Below are 22,391 nucleotides of genomic sequence, written 5' to 3'. Positions count from 1 at the left end.
ACCAGTGGCCGACAACGCGCGGGCCAAGAGGCTGGCGGACCTCATCCGAGAGGTGGTGGCCCAGAAGCTGCAGCGTGGGATCAAGGACCCGCGGCTCGGCACGCATGTCACCATCACGGACACCCGGGTCACCGGGGACCTCCGGGAGGCGACCGTCTTCTACACCGTGTACGGCGACGAGGAGGAGCGCGCGGCCGCGGCGGCCGGGCTGGAGAGCGCCAAGGGCGTGCTGCGCAGCGCCGTCGGCGCTGCGGCCGGTGTGAAGTTCACACCGACGCTCACCTTCGTGGCCGACGCCCTGCCCGACACCGCCCGCACCATCGAGGACCTCCTCGACAAGGCACGCGCCTCCGACGAGAAGGTACGCGAGGTCTCGGCGGGCGCCAGCTACGCGGGCGAGGCGGACCCCTACCGCAAGCCCGGCGACGACGAGGACGACGCCTCCGAATGACGCAGAAGCCCACCCCGCCCGACGGCCTCGTCATCGTCGACAAGCCGTCGGGCTTCACCTCGCACGACGTGGTCGCCAAGATGCGCGGCATCGCCCGCACCCGCCGCGTCGGGCACGCCGGAACCCTCGACCCGATGGCGACCGGTGTCCTCGTCCTGGGCGTCGAACGCGCCACCAAACTGCTCGGTCACCTCGCGCTCACGGAGAAGGAGTACCTGGGCACGATCCGTCTCGGCCAGGCCACCGTCACCGACGACGCCGAGGGCGGGATCACCTCGTCCGCCGACGCCTCCGCGGTCACCCGCGAGGCCGTCGACGCCGGCATCGCCGAACTGACCGGCGCCATCATGCAGGTGCCGTCCAAGGTCAGCGCCATCAAGATCGACGGCGTACGGTCGTACAAACGGGCCCGGGAGGGGGAGGACTTCGAGATCCCCGCCCGGCCGGTCACCGTCTCCTCCTTCACCGTCTACGACGTGCGTCCCGCCGTCGCCGAGGACGGCACCCCGGTGCTCGACCTCGTCGTCTCCGTGGTCTGCTCGTCCGGCACCTACATCCGGGCGCTCGCCCGCGACCTGGGCGCCGGTCTGGGCGTCGGCGGTCATCTCACCGCCCTGCGCCGCACCCGCGTCGGCCCGTACAAGATCGACTCGGCCCGCACCCTCGACCAGCTCCAGGCGGAGCTGACGGTGATGCCGATCGCCGAGGCCGCCGCGGCCGCCTTCCCCCGCTGGGACGTGGACGCCCGGCGCGCCCGGCTGCTCATCAACGGTGTGCGCCTGGAGATGCCCGAGGAGTACGCGGGGGCCGGCGCCGTCGCCGTGTTCGGGCCGGAAGGCGGCTTCCTGGCGCTGGTGGAGGAGGAGAAGGGCAAGGCGAAGAGCCTGGCGGTGTTCGGCTGAAGCCCGGCGGGGTCAGGTGTGGGGTGCGGGGCGTCCGCGTTCGGCTCCGGCTGGTCGGCCGAGAGGCCGTCTCGACGGGTCCGGGCTCCGGACTCCGGGGCACCCCGGGCCTCCGCCGCCCGGCCCCGTGCCTGCCCCACCGCCTTCGCCCGGCTCCCCCGGCCGTTCCCCGGTTTCGCCGGGTTCCCCCGGCCTTCCCGTGGAGCGGCGGACACGGGGTTTCGCTGTCCGCCGCTCCACGGTCCCCCCTCGGTTCCCCCACCCCTAGGGTGTGTCCAACCGCCCGCGCCTATTCACCCGAGTGGACAGGCGCTCGGAGTGAACGGGGGGAGCGGAGGGGGGCGCGTTCACCACGCGAGCTGTTCCGCCGATCTTCGTACCCCTAACGTCGAGGTCACGGCGTTGCGAGGGCACGACGTGCGAGATCCGCGGGTGCGCGGCGGGCGGGTGGCGGGAGGTGCGGCCATGGGGGTCATCGGGGCCACGGGGATCATCGGGCCCAGGGAGGCCGTGGGGGCCGGGGGAGTACGGGACAGGGCGGGTGGCGCGGAACGGTCGCTCGTCGTGATCCGCGACGCGGACGGCCGGCGGCGCGGCACCGGGTTCGTCGCCGATCACCACGGCACCGTGCTCACCAGCCACGAGGTCGTCGAGGGAGCGGCGGTACTGGCGGTGACGACCGTGACGGGCCGCACCTGTGAGGTCGGCACCGCCGATGCGGTGACCCCGCTGCCCGACCTGGACCTCGCCGTGATCCGCACCGAGGGACTCGACGCGGATCCGCTCCCGGTGACGGTCCGGACGCGTATCGAGCCCGGCACCTATGTGCGGCTCGCCGCCTGCGGCTGGCGCGAGGCACGGGTGCTCGGGGTGACGCCGGTGACGTACACGGCCGCCGACGGCCGCCGCCGCCATCCCGGCGAGGCACTGGAGCTGGCGATCGGCACGACCGGCCGCGATGCCCTGCGGCCCGGCGGCGGGGCGACCGGCGGCCCGGTGCTCGACGCCGCGACGGGCACCGTCCTCGGGGTCCTCGGTACCGGTCTGCGGCCGGGCGGCGAACGCCGTTCGGGACTGGCCGTACCGCTGTGCGCCCCGGGGCCGCCCGCCCCCGCCCGCCCGGGTGCCGCCCCCGGTGCGGGTGCCGCGTCGCCGGCGGGGCCCGCCCGACGCGGAGACTCCCCGCTCACCGTCCTCCTCGCCCGGAACGCCGCCACCGTCCCGGCGTACGGCGCCGACCTCAACCTGGCGGGAATCCTGGCCGACCGCGGAGACGGCGGCCACCGTGCCCCGGCCCCCGAGGAACTGGCCGACTGGCTCCAGGGCTCCCGGCTGGACCTGGGCGAGGCGCTGCGCGCCCGGCTCGGCACCGGCCGCACCGGGCCGGGCGACGCGGGCCGCCCGGAAGGCGGCGGGGAGCACCGTCCTCTCCCCGACCACCGCGTGGCCCCCGTCGGCCGGGCCCTGCTGATCCTCGCCCGCCGACAGGCCACCGCCCCGCTCGCCGAACGTCTGGCAGAGCTGCTCCACGCCCTGGAGACCGACCCCGGACACCGGTGGGCCGCCCCGCTGCTCACCCAGGTCCTGGCAGAGCTGCCCGACGCCACGCCCTGCACCGCGGTGCTGCGCGGACTCGCCGACCTGCTCACCGGCCCGCACGGCGAACGGCGGCCCGTGCCCGCGGAGTTCGGCCCGCCGTTCTGGGCCGGGCTGCGGCTGCCGTACGCGGAGCGACTCGACCTGCTGCGCCGTCTGGTGGTCACCGACGAGGCACCCCGGGGAGACGGACTCCGTCACCTCGACACGGCGGCGCGGCTCCTCACCGCCGACCCCGTCGCCGTACAGCCGCATCTGGTGCGCTGGTTCGGCGACGAGAGGCCGCTGCACGCCCTGCCGCGCGCGACCGTGGCCGCCGCCGCGCAGGCCCTGCTGCACACCCACCGGCACCTGGCCCTGGACGACCTCGTCGAGGCGCTGGGAGACGGCGCGCACCGGCCACGCGCGGCCGAGCTGCTGGGCGGCCTCGCCGAGGAGGAGCCGTCCGCCGTCTGCCGGGCCGTGGAGCGCTGGGCGCGCGACGAGCACCCGCCCCGCCGGGCGACGGCGGCGGTGTACGGGCGGCTGGTCGCACCGCACGCGCGCACCGGTACCGACCGTGAGCTGCTGTGCCGCGCCGCTCTCGCCCTCCTCTCCCGCCCCTCCGACACCGCCCTGCACAACGCCGCACGCGCCCTCCTCGACCAGGTGCGGACCGCCGCGTGACCGCCCCGCCCTCCGGCCGCCCGCCGCTCGCCGCCGCCCGTCCGGCACGTGCCCCGGGTCACAGCCACCATGCCGATGCGAGCGGGGGCCGTCCGGCATGGCACCCTTAGAGCTGCGTAAGAGGCGACGTTTCGCATGAGACGGACACGGGACACGGGCTCGAGGAGCGGTAACAGTGCAACGCTGGCGTGGCTTGGAGGACATCCCCCAGGACTGGGGGCGCAGCGTCGTCACCATCGGCTCCTTCGACGGGGTGCACCGGGGTCACCAGGTGATCATCAGCCACGCCGTGGACCGCGCCCGTGAGCTGGGCGTGCCCTCCGTCGTCGTCACCTTCGACCCGCACCCCAGCGAGGTCGTGCGTCCCGGCAGCCACCCCCCGCTGCTCGCCCCGCACCACCGCCGCGCCGAGCTGATGGCGGACCTCGGCGTGGACGCGCAGCTGATCCTGCCGTTCACCCCCGAGTTCTCGAAGCTGTCGCCGGGCGACTTCGTGGCCAAGGTGCTGGTCGACAAGCTGCATGCCAAGGCCGTCGTCGAGGGCCCGAACTTCCGCTTCGGCCACAAGGCCGCGGGCAATGCCGCGTTCCTGACCGAGCAGGGGCGGACGTACGACTTCGAGGTCGAGGTCGTCGACCTGTATCTGAGCGGAGTGGCGGGCGGCGGTGAGCCGTTCTCCTCGACCCTCGTCCGGCGCCTGGTCGCCGAGGGCGACGTCGAGGGGGCCCGGGAGATCCTGGGCCGTCCGCACCGGGTGGAGGGCCTGGTCGTCCACGGTGCCCGGCGCGGCCGCGAACTCGGCTTCCCCACGGCCAACGTCGAGACCCTCCCGCACACCGCGATCCCGGCCGACGGGGTGTACGCGGGCTATCTGCACGTGAGCGGCGAGGCCATGCCGGCCGCGATCTCCGTCGGCACGAACCCCCAGTTCGACGGCACGGAGCGGACGGTGGAGGCGTACGCCATCGACCGGGTCGGCCTCGAGCTCTACGAGCTGCACGTCGCCGTCGACTTCCTCGCCTTCGTCCGCGGACAGGCGCGATTCGAGTCGCTGGAGGGGCTGATGGAGCAGATGGGGCGTGATGTGAAGCGCTGCCGGGAGCTGGTGGCGGCGGAGGAGCAGGAACAGCCGTAGGGACGAACGGACGGGACGACGGCGAAGGGCGGCCGGTGCGGTGAGCACCGGCCGCCCTTCACGTTCTCCGGGTACTGCCTGCGCTACGGCTGCGGGGGTGTCTGCGGGGGCTGGGGCTGCTGCTGGGGCGGGTAGGGGTGAGCCGGCTCCTGCGGCGGGTACGGGTACGACTGCGGGCCCGGCTGGGGCTGGGGCTGGTACGGCTGCTGCCCGTAGGACTGCGGGGGGTACGGCTGGCCGGGAGCCTGCGGGGGATAGGACTGCGCGGGCGGCGCTGGCTGACCCGGCATCGGCTGACCGGGGTACGGCTGACCGGAGTACGGCTGGCCCGGCATGGGCGGGGCGGCCACCGGGGGCGGGTTGCCGTCGTTGGTCCACAGACCGTGGGCCTGCTGATGGCGGACGAAGTCCTCGGCGACCATCGCCGCGAGGGTGAAGTACGACTCCCGCACCTTGGGCCGCATCATGTCGAGGTCGACCTCCGCACCGGTGGCGAGGTGCTCGTCGAAGGGCACGACGATCACACCGCGGCACCGCGTCTCGAAGTGCGACACGATGTCCTCGACCTTGATCATCTTGCCGGTCTCGCGCACCCCGGAGATGACGGTCAGGGACCGGGCCACCAGATCCTGGTACCCGTGGGCCGACAGCCAGTCCAGCGTCGTGCTGGCACTGCTCGCACCGTCCACGGAAGGCGTCGAGATGATGATCAGCTGGTCCGCCAGGTCGAGCACCCCGCGCATGGCGCTGTAGAGCAGACCGGTGCCGGAGTCGGTGAGGATGATCGGGTACTGCCTGCCGAGCACCTCGATCGCGCGCCGGTAGTCCTCGTCGTTGAACGTCGTGGACACGGCGGGGTCGACGTCGTTGGCGATGATCTCCAGACCCGACGACGCCTGCGAGGTGAACCGCCGGATGTCCATGTAGGAGTGCAGCCACGGGATCGCCTGCACCAGGTCGCGGATGGTCGCACCGGTCTCACGGCGCACCCGGCGCCCGAGCGTGCCGGCGTCCGGGTTGGCGTCGATCGCGAGGATCTTGTCCTGGCGTTCGGAAGCGAGGGTGGAGCCCAGCGCCGTGGTCGTGGTCGTCTTGCCGACGCCGCCCTTGAGACTGATGACGGCGATGCGGTAACAGGACAGCACCGGGGTACGGATCAGCTCCAGCTTGCGCTGCCGCTCGGCCTCCTCCTTCTTCCCGCCGAGCTTGAACCGGCCGCCCGCGGCTGCCGGCCGGCCGCTCTTGGCCTTCTGCTTGCGGTTGTTGAGCAACCGGTCCGAGGACAGCTCGACGGCGGCGGTGTAACCGAGCGGCGCCGCACCCGGGTTGACGGGCTGCCGCTGGTCGTGCCGGATGGGCTGCGGCCAGGCCGTCCCGGTACGGGGATCGACGGGAGGCGGCGCAGCCACCGCCGAGTCGGCCTGCGGATGGGGTGGTTGCGGCTGCGGCTGCTGAGGTTCCGGCGCCTGCGGGGGCTGGGGCGCCTGCACGGGGAACTGCGGGGCCGGTGCGGGTTCCTGACCCTGGGCCGGGGCGGCTCCTTGGGGCTGCTGGGGCTGGGGCTGGTGCGGCACCGAAGGCGCCGGTGCCGGGGGTTGCTGGGGGAAGCCGTAGCCGCCCTGGGCGTCGGGCGCCGGCGGGACGGGCGGGGGCGGGAAGCCGTAGGCGCCGGGGGTGTGCGGGGGCTGCGGGGCCGGAGCCGGGGGCTGGGGTGCGGGCGGGGCCGGGACGCCGGGCTGGGGGAAGCCGTAGGCCGACTGCTGTGCCTGCGCGGGCGGCGGCGGGAAGCCGTAGCCGCCCTGCTGGGGGAAGCCGGGGGCGTGCGGGGGCTGCGGTGCCGGTGCCGGTGCCGGGGGCTGGGGAAAGCCGTAGGCCGGCTGCTGGTTCCAGGCGGCGGGGGCGGGCTGCGGTGCCTGCGGCTCGAACGGGGGGTGCGGCTGGGGCTGCTGCGGGGACGGCGGGAAGGGCGGCAGCTGGGTGGGGGCCTGTGGCTGTCCCTGCGCGGTGGCCGGGTCGGGCTGCGGCGCCTGCGGCTGGACGGGCCACTGCGCCGCCGGGACGGGCGCGGCGGGCTGATAGGACGGCGGCAGCGGAGGCACACCGGCCTGCGGCACCGGCGGCGGTGGCGTCCAGGCCTGCGGGGCGTCCTGGGGGACCGGGGGCACGGGAGGCAGGGACGGCGCGGGTACGGCGGGCGCCGCGTCCGCGACGGCTGCGGCAGCGACCGCGTCGTCCTCGACCGCGCCGCCCTCCGGCGCGCTCGGCGCGCCGACGTCCTGAACGGCGTCGGTGCCCGCACCGGTGCCGCTACCGACGCCGGCATCGGAGACCGGGGCTTCCCCCGCAGCGTCCGGCGCCACGCCCGTAGCCGCCGGTCCGGAGTCCTCGGCGGACGGCACCGCCGCGTCGCCCGAGGCGTCCCCGGACGGTGCCACGGCGGCGGACCCCTCGGCGTCCTCCGCGCTGTCCGCGTCCGCGGCGGCACCGTCGGCAGGATCCCCGGCCGCGGTATCCCGCCCACCCTCGGCCACAGCGTCCCCGGTCTCCGCGGACACCGCCGCGACCTGCTCACCGGCCCCGGAATCCCCGGCCGGAGCCACCGCCCGGAGCGCACCGGACGCCTCGGGATCCCCGGGCACCGCCTCTGCCTCCGCCTCCGCGCCCGTGTCCGAGGCAGGAGCGTTCTCCCCGGCCCCGGCCCCTGCCGAGGGCTCGCCCTCGACGGAACCGCCGCGCTCCACGATCTGCCGCTTCAACGCGGCGGAGGAGAGCCGCATGGTCGCCGCGCTCACCACCTCACCGCCCCGCCCCTCCTCCTCGGCCGGCACCGTGACCGGAGACACCGGGGGAGCGGGCGGCGCGGGCTGGGCCGTCCAGGCGGGCGGCAGATGCGGCATCGGAGCAGGAGGACCGACCGGCGGCGCGGGCGGCCCGGGCCGCGCCGAGCCGTCCTCCGACCCGACCGGAGCGCCCGAAGGATCCGGCGCACCCGAAGGCCCCGAAGTGTCCACGGCGTTCGGAGCATCGACGGAGTCCGGGGCGCCCGCGGCGTTCTGCGTGTACCAGGCCGGCGGCGCGTAGTCGATGGTGAACTCGCCCGTCATCTCGATGCCGGACTCCGCGTCGGGCTGGTCGTCGCCGGGCGTGGCCCAGCCCCCGCGGATCCCGTCCCGATCGCTGTTCACAGTTCCTCCTGATGGGGTCGCATGCGGTCACGGCACTCCCATGCCGTGCCGGGGCGACCGTTTCTCGTCGTCCTGAGCCGTTCGGGGGCCCGTCCGTCCGAAGGTTCCCCCCCGGGGCGCCGGCGTACGGTCCACGGGTTGTCGCGTCGCGCCCTCTCCCAGCCTAATCACCACAAGCCCCGCCCCGGCAGGTCCGTCCGCCCCTCCGCACCAGCCCAGCAGACCGCTCCCGGAACGCAGTTGCCGCACCGAGCGGGCACACCCCGGTGCAAACCGGTCGATAGGGGCGGACAAGTCGGCCCCGGAAAAGGGAAGAACGCCCACCGGACGTTGAACAGCCGTCCGGACCGGGGACGTCAGTCCATCCGGCGCGGCATGCCCAGCAAACCGGTCTCGGCATCCGTGGGCTGCGTCATCACGTACTGCCGGTCACGGTCGGCACACCACAGGGTGACGCCGTCGGGCAGCGCGGGCAGCGACTCCACCTCGGTCCGCGACAGCGCCATGGCACGCCCCAGCTCGGCGGCCTCGTCCGGCGAGACACGCTGGATCCCGGCGAGGCGCGCCTGCCGCAGCAGCCGGGGCGCGACCGGGCTCAGATACGGCAGCAGCGTCAGCACCGACTGCCAGGGCCCCGACACCACACGCCCGCGTGGCGGACGCATACCGCAGTCCCGGACCACCAGTACGGGACTGCCCGCCGACGCGCCCTGCGGCGGCACCCGCCCCACGTCGTGGACGGCCAGCCCGTTCTGCCCGCCGCCCATCGCGTGCACCATCTGCATCCAGGCCTGCGGCCGTCCCGTCTCCACCGCCACCCGCGCCCCCGTCGCCGCGGCCCGCAGCGCGAGGACCTGTGCGGTCCAGAGACCGCCTATGAGGACGACGTCGTACGGCGTCGGACGGTTGATGCCCAGGACGGCCGGTTCACCCTCGTTGTTGACGCCGACCACCACACCGTCGTCGCTGACGGGCAGGGTCAGCGTGTCGGCCTGTTCCACGGGCAGCGCGTGCCGCGGGTGGCGGGGTCCCCGCAGACCGAAGCCGGTGCGCAGCCGCGCGCCGAGGCCCGTTGCCACCGGGGTCCCGTCCGCAGCGGTCCGGCCCGCCGGGGTCCGGTCCGGTGAGGCGGACGATGTCGTGGCGGCCATCAGCGGGCACCTCCGAGCGGCAGCGTGGCGAGTACGCCGGGGAGCTGCTCGCGGTCCAGCCGCGCGAGACCGGTCCGCGCCTCGCGTGCGGCGTGCTCCAGCGCGCGCCGTGCGTCGACCAGCTCCTGCTTGTTGCGCCCCGTGATCCGTACGTGGCCGGTGAGGGCCACATCCTGACGAGCGCCCCTGGCCAGCGTCAGACTGAACGTCGTCGCCAGCGCGGGCACCGCGGTCAGCTGCGCCACCAGCTGCGCCAGCGAACCGCCGGAACCGCCCAACGGGGGCCAGCGGCGCACCCAGTAGGTGGTGTGCCGGCGGTTGTCGCAGCGCCAGTTGCGACTGGACTCCTCGGTCCGTCGCTGCGGCGCCTCGCCGCGCCCGGACTGGGTCGCCTGGGCCGTCATCATCGGGTTGGCGCACGCGGAGGTGGCGATGGCGGCCGTCAGTTCCTCCTCGGTGAGCACGTTCGCCCGGAACCCGGCGCCGGTCAGCCGGCTCGCCAGGTGTCCGGCCGTGCGCGCCAGGCATTTCTGCGCCCCCGGCAGCCCCCCGCCGCGGGCGGCCACCGCCTCGGGACACAGCTCCGGATCGAGTTTCAGCGCGATCCATGTGATGCGTACCGCGGGCGAACCGGTCCGGGCCTGCAACGGCGCGTAGTTGCTGACGACGACCGACTGCTGGGGCAGGTGCAGCGCGGGCGCGGGCTGGGTGTGCAGCACGATCTGCGCCGACTCCAGGCGGATCCCGTCGACCTCGAGGACGTCCCGGACGAGGGCCAGTGGCAGCGGTCTGCGGCCGCGTTCCGCCCGCAGCGCGTCGGCGTCGGACTCCACCTGGAGCACCGCGGTCAGGAAACTCCCGTCGCCCACCATGCCGATAGGCCGCCGGTCGCGGCTCTCACCACGGCTGTAACTACAGGTGCGCAGGGCCGGGTCGCACTCCACGGCAGGCGCGAGACCGGAGTCGGTGCCCGGTGGCACCGGAGTGCTCGCGGCCCGCCGTCTGCGGGCCCGCAACGCCAGCAGGGTGCCGAGCCATTCCGGCAGTGCCCGCCCCCGGCGCCGGCCGACGGCCAGCACGACGACCACCGCGGCGACCGCCCCCGCGGCGATCAGCGCGACCGTCCCCACCAGCCATCCGCAGACCACGAGCGCGCCCGCGACCTCCAGCAGCACCAGCCGCCGTACCACCGGTGAACCGCCACGCCCCGAGAGGGAGTCCTTGTACGGCGTGAAGGTGCCCGTGAGGGACGCCGGTGCCGGCCGTCCGCCGGGCTGCGCGGAGGACGGGTCGCGGGCATCCGGACGGCCCGCTCCATCTGACCGTGAACCCGATTGCGATCGCGACCGGATCCGCGCTGCGGAAGCCATCACTCCAAAACCCCCGAACTCTTCCGGAATGTGCCGCACTTCCGGTCACTTCTCGCCCCGGGCACCCTACCCGTGCCACACGTACGACCGCACAACAGGCATAGTAGGGGCCGGGTCTGACAGTCGAGAGACCGTCGGTACACCGTCGCGGCACCGGAGCGGCCGAGGACGGTGGACAGCGACGGTGACGGGGACGGTGACGGGGCCAGGGACGGACCTCCACAGGCCGTGCCCGGCCCCACCGCTCCACAACGGGGAGAGAACGGACACAGATGGCATCCCGGCGGGACGAACTCAACGCCTACACCTTCGCGAAGCGCCGCATGCTCGCATCCTTCCTCCAGCCGTCGCCGTCCGGCTCGGAGGAAGGCGCCCCCAAGCCGCTGGGCGCACTGGTGCCCGGCCTCGTCGTCGGCATCGTGATCCTCGCGGTGTTCGGCGCGATCGGCATGTTCAGTCCCACGGCGCCCAAGGGCTGGGACGACCCGGAAGCACACGTCATCGTCGCGAGCGAGTCGACCACCCGGTACGTCGTGCTGAAGACCGGCAAGCAGAAGCAGCTGCACCCGGTCCTCAACATGGCCTCGGCCAAGCTGCTGCTCAGCCCCGACAAGGACAGCGTCATCACCGTCGACGAGAAGGTCCTGGACAGCGGCAAGCCGCCGCACGGCGCCACCATCGGCATCCCCTACGCACCCGACCGCCTGCCCTCCGCGGGCGAGGCCGAGGCCGCCAAGCGCTGGGCGGTCTGCGAACGGCCCGGTGACGGCGGCCGGGCCATCCAGAAGGCGGCGTTCGTCCTCTCGAAGAAGGAGTGGTCCAGGACCGAGGGGGCCGCGGGACTCACCGGTGGCGATCTGATGTACGTCGTCGGGCAGGACGGCGCCACGCAGTACGTCGTCGACGCGCGCGGCACGGCGTACCGGATCGCCGACCCGGGCGACACGGAACTGCTCAAGGCCCTCGACACCCAGGGCCGGGCTCCGCAGCGCGTCTCCCAGGGATGGCTCGACACCCTCCACAAGGGCGACCCGGTCTCCATCCCGTCGATCGGGGGGACACCCGGCGAGAAGGCCGGCGCCCCCGGTCTGCCGGCGCAGTACGACAAGGTCGGCGAGGTCATCAAGGCGTACGACGGCCAGGCCATGCAGTACTACGTCGTACTGAAGGGAAAGGTGGCCCGCGTCTCCGAGTTCACGGCGACGCTCCTGCTCAACAGCAGAGCCCTCGTCGGCGTGGGCCAGGCGGGTGAGGCGCAGCAGGTCAGTCCCGGCGCGGTGACGGACAGCACGACGTTCGACGGCGACCGGAAATGGCCGACGCACAAGCCGCGGACGGTGAACGACGGCTCCAGCACCACCAGCGGCCGCAACACCCTCTGCAACGTCCTGCGGTCCGTCGGCTCCGACGGCACGACCACCCTGTCGACCTGGGTGGGTACCGACTTCCCGGCCCAGTTGCCCACCGGTTCCTCCAGCGCGTACGTCACACCCGGTTCCGGTCAGCTCTACCGCCAGTTCCAGGGCAGCGAGACCTCGGCGGGCGGCGTCTTCCTGGTCACCGACACAGGCCTGCGCTACGCCCTGCAGTCCAACAGCGACAGCGCCACCGACGACCAGGGCATCGGCACCTCCGCCAAGGAGCGCAAGGAGGAGCTGACCGAGGCGAAGATCGCGCAGACCCGCCTCGGCTACGAGAAGGTGACCCCCGCACCCGTCCCCATGGCGTGGTCCACGTTCCTGCCGACGGGCCCCCGCCTGTCGGAGGCGGCGGCCCGGCAGCCGCAGGGTTCGTAGCACCGGGCGGAGGAGAGCGGAGAGGCACGGAGGAGAGCGGACGCATGCTGAGGGCGAGAACGCCGGGGACGGCGACATCGGGGACGGCGACGCCGGGGACGGCGACGCCGGGGACGGTGGTACCGGGGGCAGTGGTACCGGGGGCAGTGGTCCGAGCCGCGGTGACGGCCGCCGCGGTCGTCCTCACGGCGACGGCCACGACGGTCGCCCTGCCCGCTTCCCCGGCCCGGGCGGAGGACGGCCAGTGCACGTTCCCGTCGAAGAGCTACGCGGCCCGGCCGTGGGCGCTCCAGCGCGTCAACCTGGACGAACTGTGGGCACAGTCCACCGGCAAGGGCGTCCGGGTCGCCGTGATCGACACCGGAGTGGACGTCAGGAACCCGCAGCTCACCAAGGCGGTGGACGCGGCGAAGGGCAAGAACCTGCTGCCGGCCAAGAACTCCGAGGGCGACCGGATCGATCGCGGCAACAAGTCGGGCACCACGGACACGGTGGGCCACGGCACCCGTGTGGCGGGCATCATCGCGGCCCGCCCGATGCGGGGAACCGGCTTCGTGGGCCTCGCACCGGACGCCACGGTCATCCCGGTCAAACAGAACGACGCAGAGGGCGACGGTACGACACGGACGCTGGCCGAGGCGATCCGCTACGCGGTCGACGTGGGCGCGAACGTCATCAACATCTCCCAGGACACGGTCAACGCGATCGCCGGCGGGTCGGATCTGAAGGGCGCCGTCGACTACGCCCTGGCCAAGAACGTCGTGGTCGTGGCCTCGGCAGGCAACGACGGCCTCGGCGGCAACGTCAAGGTGACGTATCCGGCGTCCTACGAGGGCGTCCTGGCCGTGGCGGCGTCCGACCGGAACAACGAACGGGCGTCGTTCTCGCAGTCCGGAGACTTCGTCGGGGTGGCGGCGCCCGGCGTCGACATGATCTCCACGGTGCCGGGCGGCGGCCACTGCTCGGACAACGGAACGAGCTTCTCGGCGCCGTATGTCGCCGCCGTGGCCGCCTTGTTGAAGGCCAAGTATCCCCGGTGGACGGTCCAGGAGATCGTCTCCCAGATCGAACAGACCGCGGAACGCTCGATCCCGGGACGTGACCGGCTGGTGGGCTGGGGCGTGGTGGACCCGGTGAAGGCACTCACGGACGTCGACCCCGGGCACCCCGTCGAATCGCCGAAACCCGAGGACGGCGTGTCCAAGGGCGAGGCACCGTCGGTCGCCCCCCTGCACTTCGGCGAGACCGCGGAGGAACGCAACACCCGCCTGGCCACCTACACGGTGGTGGGGGGCCTGATCTTGGTCGCGGGACTGAGCGGTACGGCGGTGGCGGTACGGGACGCCCGGCGCCGACGCCCGAGACCGCGAAGCGAAGTTCACTCGTACGAGTGAGGAAACGGACACCTTCCGTATACCTGCCCGACATCGTAACTGAGTCAGGACAAAGCCTGGTTGGACCTGTCGCACGGCGTGGCTACAGTGTTAAAGGCGTTGTGAGACGTGGCTCGCTTTGCGATCGTACAGTGAGCGGGCGGTCGGCCCCCGACCTGGTCGGGAACCGGCGCACGTACGGGGAAACGGGGAACGGGGAGGAGCGTCGTGCTTCCGGCAGACATGGTGGGGGGCGTGTCGGCTGACAGGACAGCGAACCTGGAGGCCAGCAGCGAGGCGCTGAGTGATTTCGCGGCGAAGGTGGACAAGGTCCTCGGCGACCTGGAGTCCTCCGCGGGCAACCCCGCGAAGGTCGGTGCCCAGACGATCAAGCCCGCGTCCCTCACGTCGGGGACGGAGAGCGTCTTTCCTGAGGCACACGGTCTCTACAGCCAGTACCAGCGGGTCCACACCGAGTTGACGACCCTGTCCAAGAGCCTGCACCTCCAGATCGAGGCGATGGGCATCGCGGTACAGGGCGCACGCGTCGGCTTCGACAACCTCGAAGAGCGGCAACGACGGCGGTTCTGGGCCATCCAGGCACAGATCGGAAAGATCGAGGGCACGGGCGACCAGACGCAGCACGCCGGTAATGACGCCAAGAGCGGTGCGGGGTTGTGACGATGACGGACAAACACGATGCAGACCTGAAGCGGGTCGGCGATCAGAACGACGCCACCGACTTCGTCCGGGGTGTCGAGGACGGCCCGCGCAACGGGCTGTTCGACGGCATCATCCGCGCGGCGGTCGGGGTCACGCCCGTCGGGCGCGCCGTCGCCACGCGGACGGATTTCGGCAAGCGCGACCTCTCCCTGAACGCGATGATCGACCTGGTCGAGGGGACGGACCCGGAGGATCTCGAATCGTCCGGCAAGGCCCTGTGGGACGCGCGCGACGCGATCAAGACGGCGGCGGAAGAGCTCGACGGCCATATCCAGAAGGTCCACTGGGTCGGAGACTCGGGTGACGCGTTCCGCACCTGGGGCGGCACGCTGGTCGTCAGCACCCATCACCTGAGCGACTTCGCCGGAGCGGCGGGCGACCAGATCACGGCTGCCGCCGTGGGCCTTGCCGCCGTCCGCAGCGCCATGCCGGCTCGCGACACGCAGGCGAACCGGAAGCGGCCCGACATGTTCAGCGCGGCCGAGAAGACGGCGGACAAGGAAGGCTACGCCGCCGCCGTCAAGGTGGAGAAGGACCGCCAAGAGGCGATCAACCAGATGAACCGGTTGGGCTCGTACTACTCGGTGTCGGAGGAGATGCTGGCGGCCCTGCCGGCCAAGGACCAGACGCCGACCTTCACATCCATGCCTGATGTGGGGGTTCCTCAGCCCTCGACGTGGTCCGGCAACAACAGTCCGGTGTCCGGCACCGTTTCGCACGCAACCACCGGTCACGTATCTCCGGTGGCACATCACACGACGGTGACCAGCAAAGTCCCCCAGCACGTCACGCCGGTGAGCGACAGTCCCACACCCACGACACACATCCCCGCCGAGGTCCCGCAGCCGCGCACCGAGACGCCTGTCGGCAGACACGTCGACACGCCTGTCGGCACGCACATCGACACCACCGGCACGCTGCCCCCGGCCACGACCGTATCGGGCCCCAGCCACACCCCACCGGCCATGGGCAGCACTCCCTCCAGCGGTGTGCAGACCCCCGTGTCCGAGGGCTCTTTCGGGACGCCGGTTCCCAACGCCCCGGTGGGCCGGGCGGTGGGTGGTGCCGGTGGTTTCCGAGGCACGCCGGCTACGGGCGCTCCCAGCACGGGTCGTGCCGCGGGGCAGGGACCCTTGAACCAGATGGGGCGGACCGCGTCGACCGAGCGGCCGACCGCACGGGGCGCTGCGTCCGGACCCAGGTCGTCCCCGATGGGCCGGGGAATCACCGGTGGCACCCCGCGAGCCGGTGGTACGGCGGCCCCGCGGGCGAACGGCGGCCCCGCCACCGGCGCAGGCCGGTCGAACGGGGTTGTCGGTGGACGGCCTACGGCCGCAGGTGGTTCCTCGGCGAAGAACGGATCGAGGATCCCGCGCGGGACGGTCATCGGTGGCGAGGCGGAGGCCGAGTCCCGGCCCGCGACGGGGCGGCTCGGCCGACGTGGGGTCTTCGGTGAACCCGCTTCCACGGAGCGGCCCGGCACGAGGGCGACCGGCTCCCGTGCTGCCGCCGGTACGCCTGAGGACATCACGGCCAAGGCGACCGCACGCACCTCCGCCGCGAGAGCGGAGCGCAACGGCATGACCCGTGGCGGTGCCGGGCTGGCACGCGATGCGGGCGGCCGTAACAGGAGGTCCGGGCGCGAGAAGGACGCACACGAAGAAGAGACACCCCTGCCCGACGAGCCTCGGCGTGATGAGCCGCCGGTGGCCGGCTGAGTACGAGCGAGGACACGGAAGACGATGAAGTCAGGGACCGGCCGACGAGCCGAGCAGGCTGTGCGCCACAGAACGCGCCGCGGCGGACGAGTGCGTGCCGTGGGCGCGGCCGTCGGTGTCCTGGCCGCTGCGCTCGTGGGCCTTGCCCCGAGTGCCGCAGCGGACGACGTCCAGTCGAAGCAGTGGTACCTGGGACCCATGCAGGCCGAACAGATGTGGAAGGTCAGCACGGGGAAGGGCGTGAAGGTCGCCGTCATCGACAGCGGGGTGAACGCGCAAACGCCTTCGCTCAAGGGGCAGGTTCTTACGGATGAGGTCCCTGAAGCGGTCGGGTACCGTGCCACCGACGATTACGGCGGTCACGGAACCACCATGGCCGAATTGATCGCCGGCACAGGGGCTGGTGGTGGCCTGAAGGGTCTGGCGCCGGGGGCGAAGATCATCCCGATCCGCGTCAAATTCGAGCAGTTGAAGGCCGGGGCGGATGAGCTGAAGAAGACGCCCGACCCCACCGAAGCGATCAGGGCGGCGGCCGACACCGACGCGAAGATCATCAACATGTCTTTCGGTGCGGTGGGGCCGAGCTCCAAGGAAAAGGCAGCCATCGAATACGCGGCCTCAAAGGGAAAGCTCCTGATCGCCGCAGTGGGTAATGACGGCTTGAAAGCAGGTGACACCATCGGTTACCCAGCCGCATTCCCCTACGTGATCGGTGTGGCATCGACCGACTCCTCCGGCACCGTTTCCAAGTTCTCGTCATCCGGCGGCTATGTCGACCTCTCGGCGCCGGGCCAGAATTTCCCCGGCTGGTGCGATGCCACATTCCGCTCGTACTGCGACAACGTCAACGGGACGAGTTCGGCGGCGGCGATCGCCTCAGGCTCCGCCGCCCTCATCTGGTCCGCGCACCCGGACTGGACGGTGAACCAGGTCACCCGAGCTCTGGTCGACACGGCCGGCCGCGACTGGCCGAAGAACAAGCCGAGCACGTACCTCGGTTACGGTGCCGTTCGCCCCCGGGTCGTTCTGGCGAATGCCCACTACGACGCCGGTCCGGCGCACGTCGATCCACTCGCCAAAGAGAACGGCGGCGACCTCCTGGCGAAGTCGAATTCCTCCCCCGCCTCCTCTTCCGCGGTGTCACCGACGGCGTCTGCATCAGCCGCGTCACAGGCGGGGGAAAAGGGTTCCGCCGGCGGAGACGCGGCGTCAGCATCGAATGCGGCGGCGTCCTCGTCGAGTGACGGCGGCAGCACCACGTGGATCGTGCTGGGCGCCGTCGCCGCGCTCGTCGTGATCGGCGGAGGCGCCGTGGCCGTGACGAGGGCGCGTCGCGCGGGGTGAGGCCCGGGAAAGTCACCACCGCGGTGAGCCGAAACCATCAGACCGACAAGGGACACACGAAAGGCAGGGCTGATCATGGCCGACGGTAACCAGAAACTCGAAGACGCGGCAGTAGTCCACCTGCAGAAGCAGATGGCCGAGAAGTACGAGGGCATCCAGAAGCGGGTGCACGGACTGCAGGGCGTGATCGACGGCCTCGAGGGCCAGTGGCAGGGAATCGGCCGCGCCGCGTTCGACAAGAAGCAGTACGAGATCAACGAGTCGCTGCGCAACATCGGCACGATCCTCGCCGACGTCATCGAGGCGATGACCACCACGCGCAACATCAAGGACAGCAAGGAGGACGAGGTGCGTGCGGCCGTCAACAAGATCGACGTCCACGACGGCGCCCCCACCGTGTCCCCCCTGAGCTCCTACTGAGCCGACGCCGCCATCCACACGTACACCGGTACACACCAGCGAGACGAGGTAATCAGGCATGGGGAACAACGCTGACGGGCTGTCAGTCACTTATGACGGGCTCGACGTCGCGGCCACCAAGATCGGCAACGAGGCGAGCCAGCTCGAGCAGGACCTTCAGGAGCTCCGCCGGATGGTGGTGAGCAGCCAGCAGTACTGGGAGGGCCACGCCCAGGGCACTTTCCACGAGAAGCTGACCCGCTGGGACAAGGAGGCGAACGACATCCACCAGGCGCTGACCGGCATCGGCCACGTCGTCGCCCAGTCCGGCGGTGAGTACATGGAGGGCGACAAGAAGGCGGCGAGCTACTTCCACTAGGCACGGCTCAGGACACGGCTCGCGGAAACACATCCGGGGTGGGCGCGCACGGGAGGCGCCCACCCCGTTGCCGTGCGGCCGTCAGCCCGCCGTGTCCGGGACCAGCCCGACCTGCACCATCGGCTTGCCCCGTTTCCGGGACACGAAGACGCCGCGCCCCGCGGGCATCTGGCGTGGCCGCACACCGCCCAGCAGGTCGCCCTCGGCCGGGTCACCCGCGAGGACGACACCCTGGGCGCCGAGTTCCTTGATGCGCTGCATGAAGGACTCGTAGCCGGCGCGTCCCGCGCCCGCCGTGGACCGCGCGATGACGAAGCGGACGCCGACGTCGCGGGCGAACGGCAGCAGTTCCGTCAGCGCCGCCAGCGGGTTGCCGCTCGACGTGGACACGAGGTCGTAGTCGTCGATGACGACGTACACCGTGGGACCCTGCCACCAGCTGCGGTTGCGCAGCTGCTCCGGGGTCACGTCGGCCGTCGGCGTGCGGCGCTGCATCAGCTCCGCCAGCGCGTCGATGTGGTGCTGCATCTGGTTCGACATGGGGACGTACGCCGCCAGGTGCGACTCGGGGATCGTCCCGAGCAGCGAGCGGCGGTTGTCGACGACGAGCAGTTTGCAGGTGCCGCCGTCGTAGCGCTCGGTGAGGCGCCCGACGATCAGCTTCAGCAGGTTCGACTTGCCGGACTCGCTCTCCCCGAAGACCAGGAAGAACGGATCCTGGTCGAAGTCCACGAACACCGGCTCCAGGTTGTCCTCGTCGAGCGCGAAGGAGATGCCGCGGTCGGGGAAACGGTCGCCCGGCGGGAGCTGGGCCGCCGGGAACTCGCGGGGCAGCAGCCGGACCTCCGGGGCGCCGGGCTGCTGCCAGTGCCGGGTGACCTCGGCGGCCAGGGCGGTCGTCGCCTCCGCGAGGTCGGTGTCGGAGGAGAGGCCGTCGATGCGCGGCACCGCCGCCATGAAGTGCTGCTTCTGCGGGGTCTGCCCGCGTCCCGGCACGCCGGTGGGAACGTTCGCCGCGACCTTGCGGTCGATCTCCGAGTCCATGGGGTCGCCCAGCCGCAGCTCGAGGCGGTTCATCAGGTGGTCCTTGAGGTTCGCGCGGACCTCCATGGAGCGTGAGGCGGTGAGGACCAGATGGATGCCGTAGCCCAGGCCCCGCGCGGCGATGTCCAGGACCAGCGGCTCCAGCGCCTCGTAGTCCGTGCGGAAGTTGCCCCAGCCGTCGATGAACAGGAAGACGTCGCCCCAGGGCTGGTCGGTCACCGAGATGTCGCCGCGGGCGCGGCGCGAACGGAACTCCGCGATGGAGGAGATGCCCGCGGAGCGGAAGTACTCCTCCCGGCGGGTCATGACGCCGTACACCTCGGCCGCCGTACGCCGGACCTTCTCCGGGTCCAGGCGTGAGGCGACACCGCCCACGTGTGGCAGACCGGCCACCGCGGCCATGCCGCCGCCGCCGAAGTCCAGCCCGTAGACCTGCACCTCCACCGGTGTGTGGGTGAGCCCGAACGACGCGATGAGCGAGCGCACCAGCGTCGACTTGCCGGACTGCGGGCCGCCGATGATCTGCATGTGACCGGCCGCGCCGCCGAAGTCGATCCAGAGCGGGTCGCGCCGCTGCTCGTACGGCTTGTCGATGAGGCCGGCCGGGACCACCAGCCGTCCCGCGCCCTCGTAGCCCGGCTGGGTCATGCCGCGGCCCGGCACCGGGGCGAGCCCCGGCAGCAGCGCGTCCAGCGAGGGCGGGCTGTCCAGCGGCGGCAGCCACACCTGGTGGGCGGCCGGCCCCTGAGCCTCCAGGCGCCGCACGACGACGTCGAGCACCGTGTCGGCGAGCGCGTCGTCCTGCTGTCCCCCGGCGGCGTCCTGGCGCTGCCGCGGGACGGGCACGTAATGCACCGGGACCTCGGCCGCGGTGAACAGGACCGGCCTGCGGTCGACGGGCAGCGGACCACCGAGTGCGGCGGCCTGCTGCGAGCTCGTGCGGTACACCCCGGAGACGTACGCGGCCTTGAAGCGCACCATCTCGTCCGTACCGAACTTCAGGAACCCGGAACCCGGGACGTTCGGCAGCTGGTAGGCGTCCGGGACACCGAGCGCGGCACGCGACTCGGCCGCCGAGAAGGTCCGCAGACCGATGCGGTACGACAGATAGGTCTCCAGGCCCCGCAGCCGGCCCTCCTCCAGGCGCTGCGAGGCCAGCAGCAGATGGACACCCAGCGAACGGCCGATCCGGCCGATCTGGACGAACATCTCGATGAAATCGGGCTTCGCGGTGAGCAGTTCGCTGAACTCGTCGATCACCAGGACGAGGGACGGGACCGGCTGAAGCGGCGCGCCCGCCGCGCGGGCCTTCTCGTAGTCGTGGATGTTGGCGTAGTTGCCGGCGTCGCGGAGCATCTCCTGGCGGCGGTTGAGCTCGCCGCGGATCGAGTCGCCCATGCGGTCGACGAGGGTCAGGTCGTCCGCGAGGTTGGTGATCACCGCCGCCACGTGCGGGAGCTGGGCCATGCCCGCGAACGTGGCGCCGCCCTTGAAGTCGGCGAGGACGAAGTTGAGCGTCTCGGAGGAATGGGTCACGGCGAGGCCGAGGACCAGCGTGCGCAGCAGTTCCGACTTGCCGGAACCGGTCGCGCCGACGCACAGACCGTGCGGGCCCATGCCCTCCTGCGCCGCCTCCTTGAGGTCGAGCATCACGGGCCGGCCGTCCTCGCCGACACCGATCGGCACCCGCAGCCGCTCCGACTGCGAGCGCGGCCGCCAGGTCCGCTTCGGGTCGACCGAGGCCGCGTCGCCCAGGTTCAGCAGGTCCGTGAACTCAAGGTTCGCGAGCAGCGGTTCGTCGTCGTCCCCGCCCGACGCCACCCGCAGCGGCGCGAGCTGACGGGCGAGCGCCTCCGCCGCCGCGTACGACAGCACGTCCGGCGTCCCCTCGTAGACCATGCCGTGCGCCGACTCCAGGCGCAGCTCCCCGGGGTGCACGACGACCGCGAGGTCGCCGCGGCCCAGCGTGAGGTCGCCCGGCACGACCTCCAGCACCGTCACGCCCTGCAGTCCCTCGGGGTTGGCCAGCAGCGACGCCGGCGGCAGCGAGACGCCGTCGAGCACGACCACCAGGTGCGGCTGCTCGGCGACCGGCGGCCCGCCCGGATGGAAGCGCGGGCGGCCCTCGAGACGGGAGGCGAGCCGGTCCTCCAGCTCCACGGGGTCGGTGGTGATGAGGCGCATGCTGCCGACGCCGTCGGCGAGGCCCGGGGACTGCGCGTGCGGCAGCCACTTGGCCCACTCCCACTCGGGCGCCGACTCGCGTCCGGTGACGACGGCGACGACCAGGTCCTCGGGGGAGTGCAGCGACGCGAGGGACGCGGCGATCGCCCGGGCGGCGCCGCGCACGGTGCCGGGCTCGCCGCTGATCGTCACGTGGTAGAAGGCGCGCAGCGACACCGCCATCGGCAGGTCGTCGAGTGTGCTGTGGGTGGCCAGGAAACGCTCCATGGCCCCCGCGGTCAGCGGCTCCAGCTCGTCGACCGGCGCGGTCTGCGGCGGGACCAGGGGAGTGGCCAGGGACTGCGGGCCGAGGCCCACCCGTACCTGCCCGAAGTCCTCGTCGCCCGCGCGCCGTTCCCACAGCCGGCTGCCCTCGGCCACCAGCGCCCACAGTTGCTCCGGCGAAGGGTGCAGGTAGTACTGGGCGTCACGCTGGGCCGTCGCGGTGTCCAGGGCGGCCCGCCGGGTCTGCGACAGATAGCGGAGATAGTCGCGGCGCAGATCGGCCAACTGGCCCTGGTTCCCGCGGCGGTAACGGACCAGCATCGAGATGCCCATGGCGATCGTCGAGGCCACCATCACCATGCCCATGATCTTCATGAAGGGCTGGGCCTGGGGGTTGAAGAAGAACACCACCGATCCGCCCATGCCGAGCATCGGCAGGAGCTGCATCAGGGCGCCTTCCTGCTGACCACGCGGAAGTTCGGGCGGAGCCTGCAACAGGACCTCGTCCGTGGGCACTTCCCTCGGCAGCGTCCGTGGTGGGCGCTTGACGACGATGTGGCTCACTACGCACCCATTCCCTTGCCGGACCGAGATTTTTCGTCCACCGCCCCGTGTCAGGCGGACGTCGACCGCGCAGCGTGATCCTACTGACAACCACGGACATCGGCGGGCGGTATGGTGCCGGTGAGATATGTGAGCAGGTGCGAACCG

At 72.3% G+C, this 22,391-nt stretch carries 15 protein-coding genes; 11 read left to right on the top strand and 4 right to left on the bottom strand.

Annotation, left to right across the window (positions count from 1 at the left end; all coding sequences use genetic code 11):
- The first annotated feature begins 4 nt into the window (after positions 1-4).
- From rbfA to ABZ862_RS16625, 4 genes are all read left to right on the top strand, one after another.
- Entirely contained in the window at positions 5-451 is a 447-nt protein-coding gene (gene rbfA, locus ABZ862_RS16640) for a 30S ribosome-binding factor RbfA (protein WP_360958262.1), read from the top strand.
- A complete protein-coding gene (gene truB / locus ABZ862_RS16635) occupies positions 448-1,353 on the top strand; it encodes a tRNA pseudouridine(55) synthase TruB (RefSeq protein WP_360958259.1) in 906 nt (301 codons plus the stop codon). The genes rbfA and truB overlap by 4 nt, the downstream gene beginning before the upstream one ends.
- A gap of 465 nt (positions 1,354-1,818) precedes the next feature.
- Positions 1,819-3,615 carry a serine protease gene (locus tag ABZ862_RS16630; protein WP_360958256.1) on the top strand — a complete coding sequence of 599 codons (1,797 nt, stop codon included), beginning with the start codon at positions 1,819-1,821 and terminating at the stop codon, positions 3,613-3,615.
- A gap of 175 nt (positions 3,616-3,790) precedes the next feature.
- Positions 3,791-4,750, top strand: a complete 960-nt coding sequence (locus tag ABZ862_RS16625; protein ID WP_360958254.1) for a bifunctional riboflavin kinase/FAD synthetase — start codon at positions 3,791-3,793, stop codon at positions 4,748-4,750.
- A gap of 83 nt (positions 4,751-4,833) precedes the next feature.
- Here the strand turns inward: ABZ862_RS16625 and ABZ862_RS16620 are convergent, their stop codons facing one another.
- From ABZ862_RS16620 to eccE, 3 genes are all read right to left on the bottom strand, one after another.
- On the bottom strand, positions 4,834-7,935 hold the full coding sequence (locus tag ABZ862_RS16620; protein WP_360958251.1) for an SCO5717 family growth-regulating ATPase: 3,102 nt from the start codon (positions 7,933-7,935) through the stop codon (positions 4,834-4,836).
- A 356-nt stretch (positions 7,936-8,291) separates the two neighbouring features.
- Positions 8,292-9,086 carry a hypothetical protein gene (locus ABZ862_RS16615; RefSeq protein ID WP_360958248.1) on the bottom strand — a complete coding sequence of 265 codons (795 nt, stop codon included), beginning with the start codon at positions 9,084-9,086 and terminating at the stop codon, positions 8,292-8,294.
- Complete coding sequence (gene eccE, locus ABZ862_RS16610) at positions 9,086-10,456, bottom strand: type VII secretion protein EccE (RefSeq protein ID WP_360958245.1); 1,371 nt, start codon at positions 10,454-10,456, stop codon at positions 9,086-9,088. The genes ABZ862_RS16615 and eccE overlap by 1 nt, the downstream gene beginning before the upstream one ends.
- A gap of 272 nt (positions 10,457-10,728) precedes the next feature.
- On the opposite strand from eccE, the gene eccB reads away from it, so the two are divergent.
- The 7 genes from eccB to ABZ862_RS16575 all read left to right on the top strand — a co-directional run bounded on the left by eccB (position 10,729) and on the right by ABZ862_RS16575 (position 18,188).
- Positions 10,729-12,252: a type VII secretion protein EccB gene (gene eccB / locus ABZ862_RS16605; RefSeq protein ID WP_360958242.1), complete on the top strand. Its 1,524-nt coding sequence runs from the start codon at positions 10,729-10,731 to the stop codon at positions 12,250-12,252.
- A 146-nt stretch (positions 12,253-12,398) separates the two neighbouring features.
- Positions 12,399-13,646, top strand: a complete 1,248-nt coding sequence (gene mycP / locus ABZ862_RS16600) for a type VII secretion-associated serine protease mycosin (protein WP_360958239.1) — start codon at positions 12,399-12,401, stop codon at positions 13,644-13,646.
- Positions 13,647-13,880: 234 nt separating this feature from the next.
- Positions 13,881-14,306, top strand: a complete 426-nt coding sequence (locus ABZ862_RS16595) for a hypothetical protein (RefSeq protein ID WP_360958236.1) — start codon at positions 13,881-13,883, stop codon at positions 14,304-14,306.
- 2 nt (positions 14,307-14,308) lie between these two features.
- On the top strand, positions 14,309-16,066 hold the full coding sequence (locus tag ABZ862_RS16590; RefSeq protein WP_360958233.1) for a hypothetical protein: 1,758 nt from the start codon (positions 14,309-14,311) through the stop codon (positions 16,064-16,066).
- Between the two features lie 198 nt (positions 16,067-16,264).
- Positions 16,265-17,410, top strand: coding sequence for a S8 family serine peptidase (locus ABZ862_RS16585; RefSeq protein WP_360958794.1), 1,146 nt, complete (start codon positions 16,265-16,267; stop codon positions 17,408-17,410).
- 75 nt (positions 17,411-17,485) lie between these two features.
- Positions 17,486-17,830, top strand: a complete 345-nt coding sequence (locus ABZ862_RS16580; protein WP_360958231.1) for a WXG100 family type VII secretion target — start codon at positions 17,486-17,488, stop codon at positions 17,828-17,830.
- 58 nt (positions 17,831-17,888) lie between these two features.
- Entirely contained in the window at positions 17,889-18,188 is a 300-nt protein-coding gene (locus ABZ862_RS16575; protein WP_360958228.1) for a WXG100 family type VII secretion target, read from the top strand.
- Between the two features lie 81 nt (positions 18,189-18,269).
- Here the strand turns inward: ABZ862_RS16575 and eccCa are convergent, their stop codons facing one another.
- Complete coding sequence (gene eccCa, locus ABZ862_RS16570; RefSeq protein WP_360958225.1) at positions 18,270-22,244, bottom strand: type VII secretion protein EccCa; 3,975 nt, start codon at positions 22,242-22,244, stop codon at positions 18,270-18,272.
- Positions 22,245-22,391: the final 147 nt, after the last annotated feature.

Origin of the sequence: Streptomyces sp. NPDC047000 (assembly GCF_040644295.1) — a bacterium.
GTDB lineage: Bacteria > Actinomycetota > Actinomycetes > Streptomycetales > Streptomycetaceae > Streptomyces.
The sequence above is the reverse complement of the archived record's forward strand: the minus strand, read 5'-3'. Positions and strand labels throughout refer to the sequence as shown.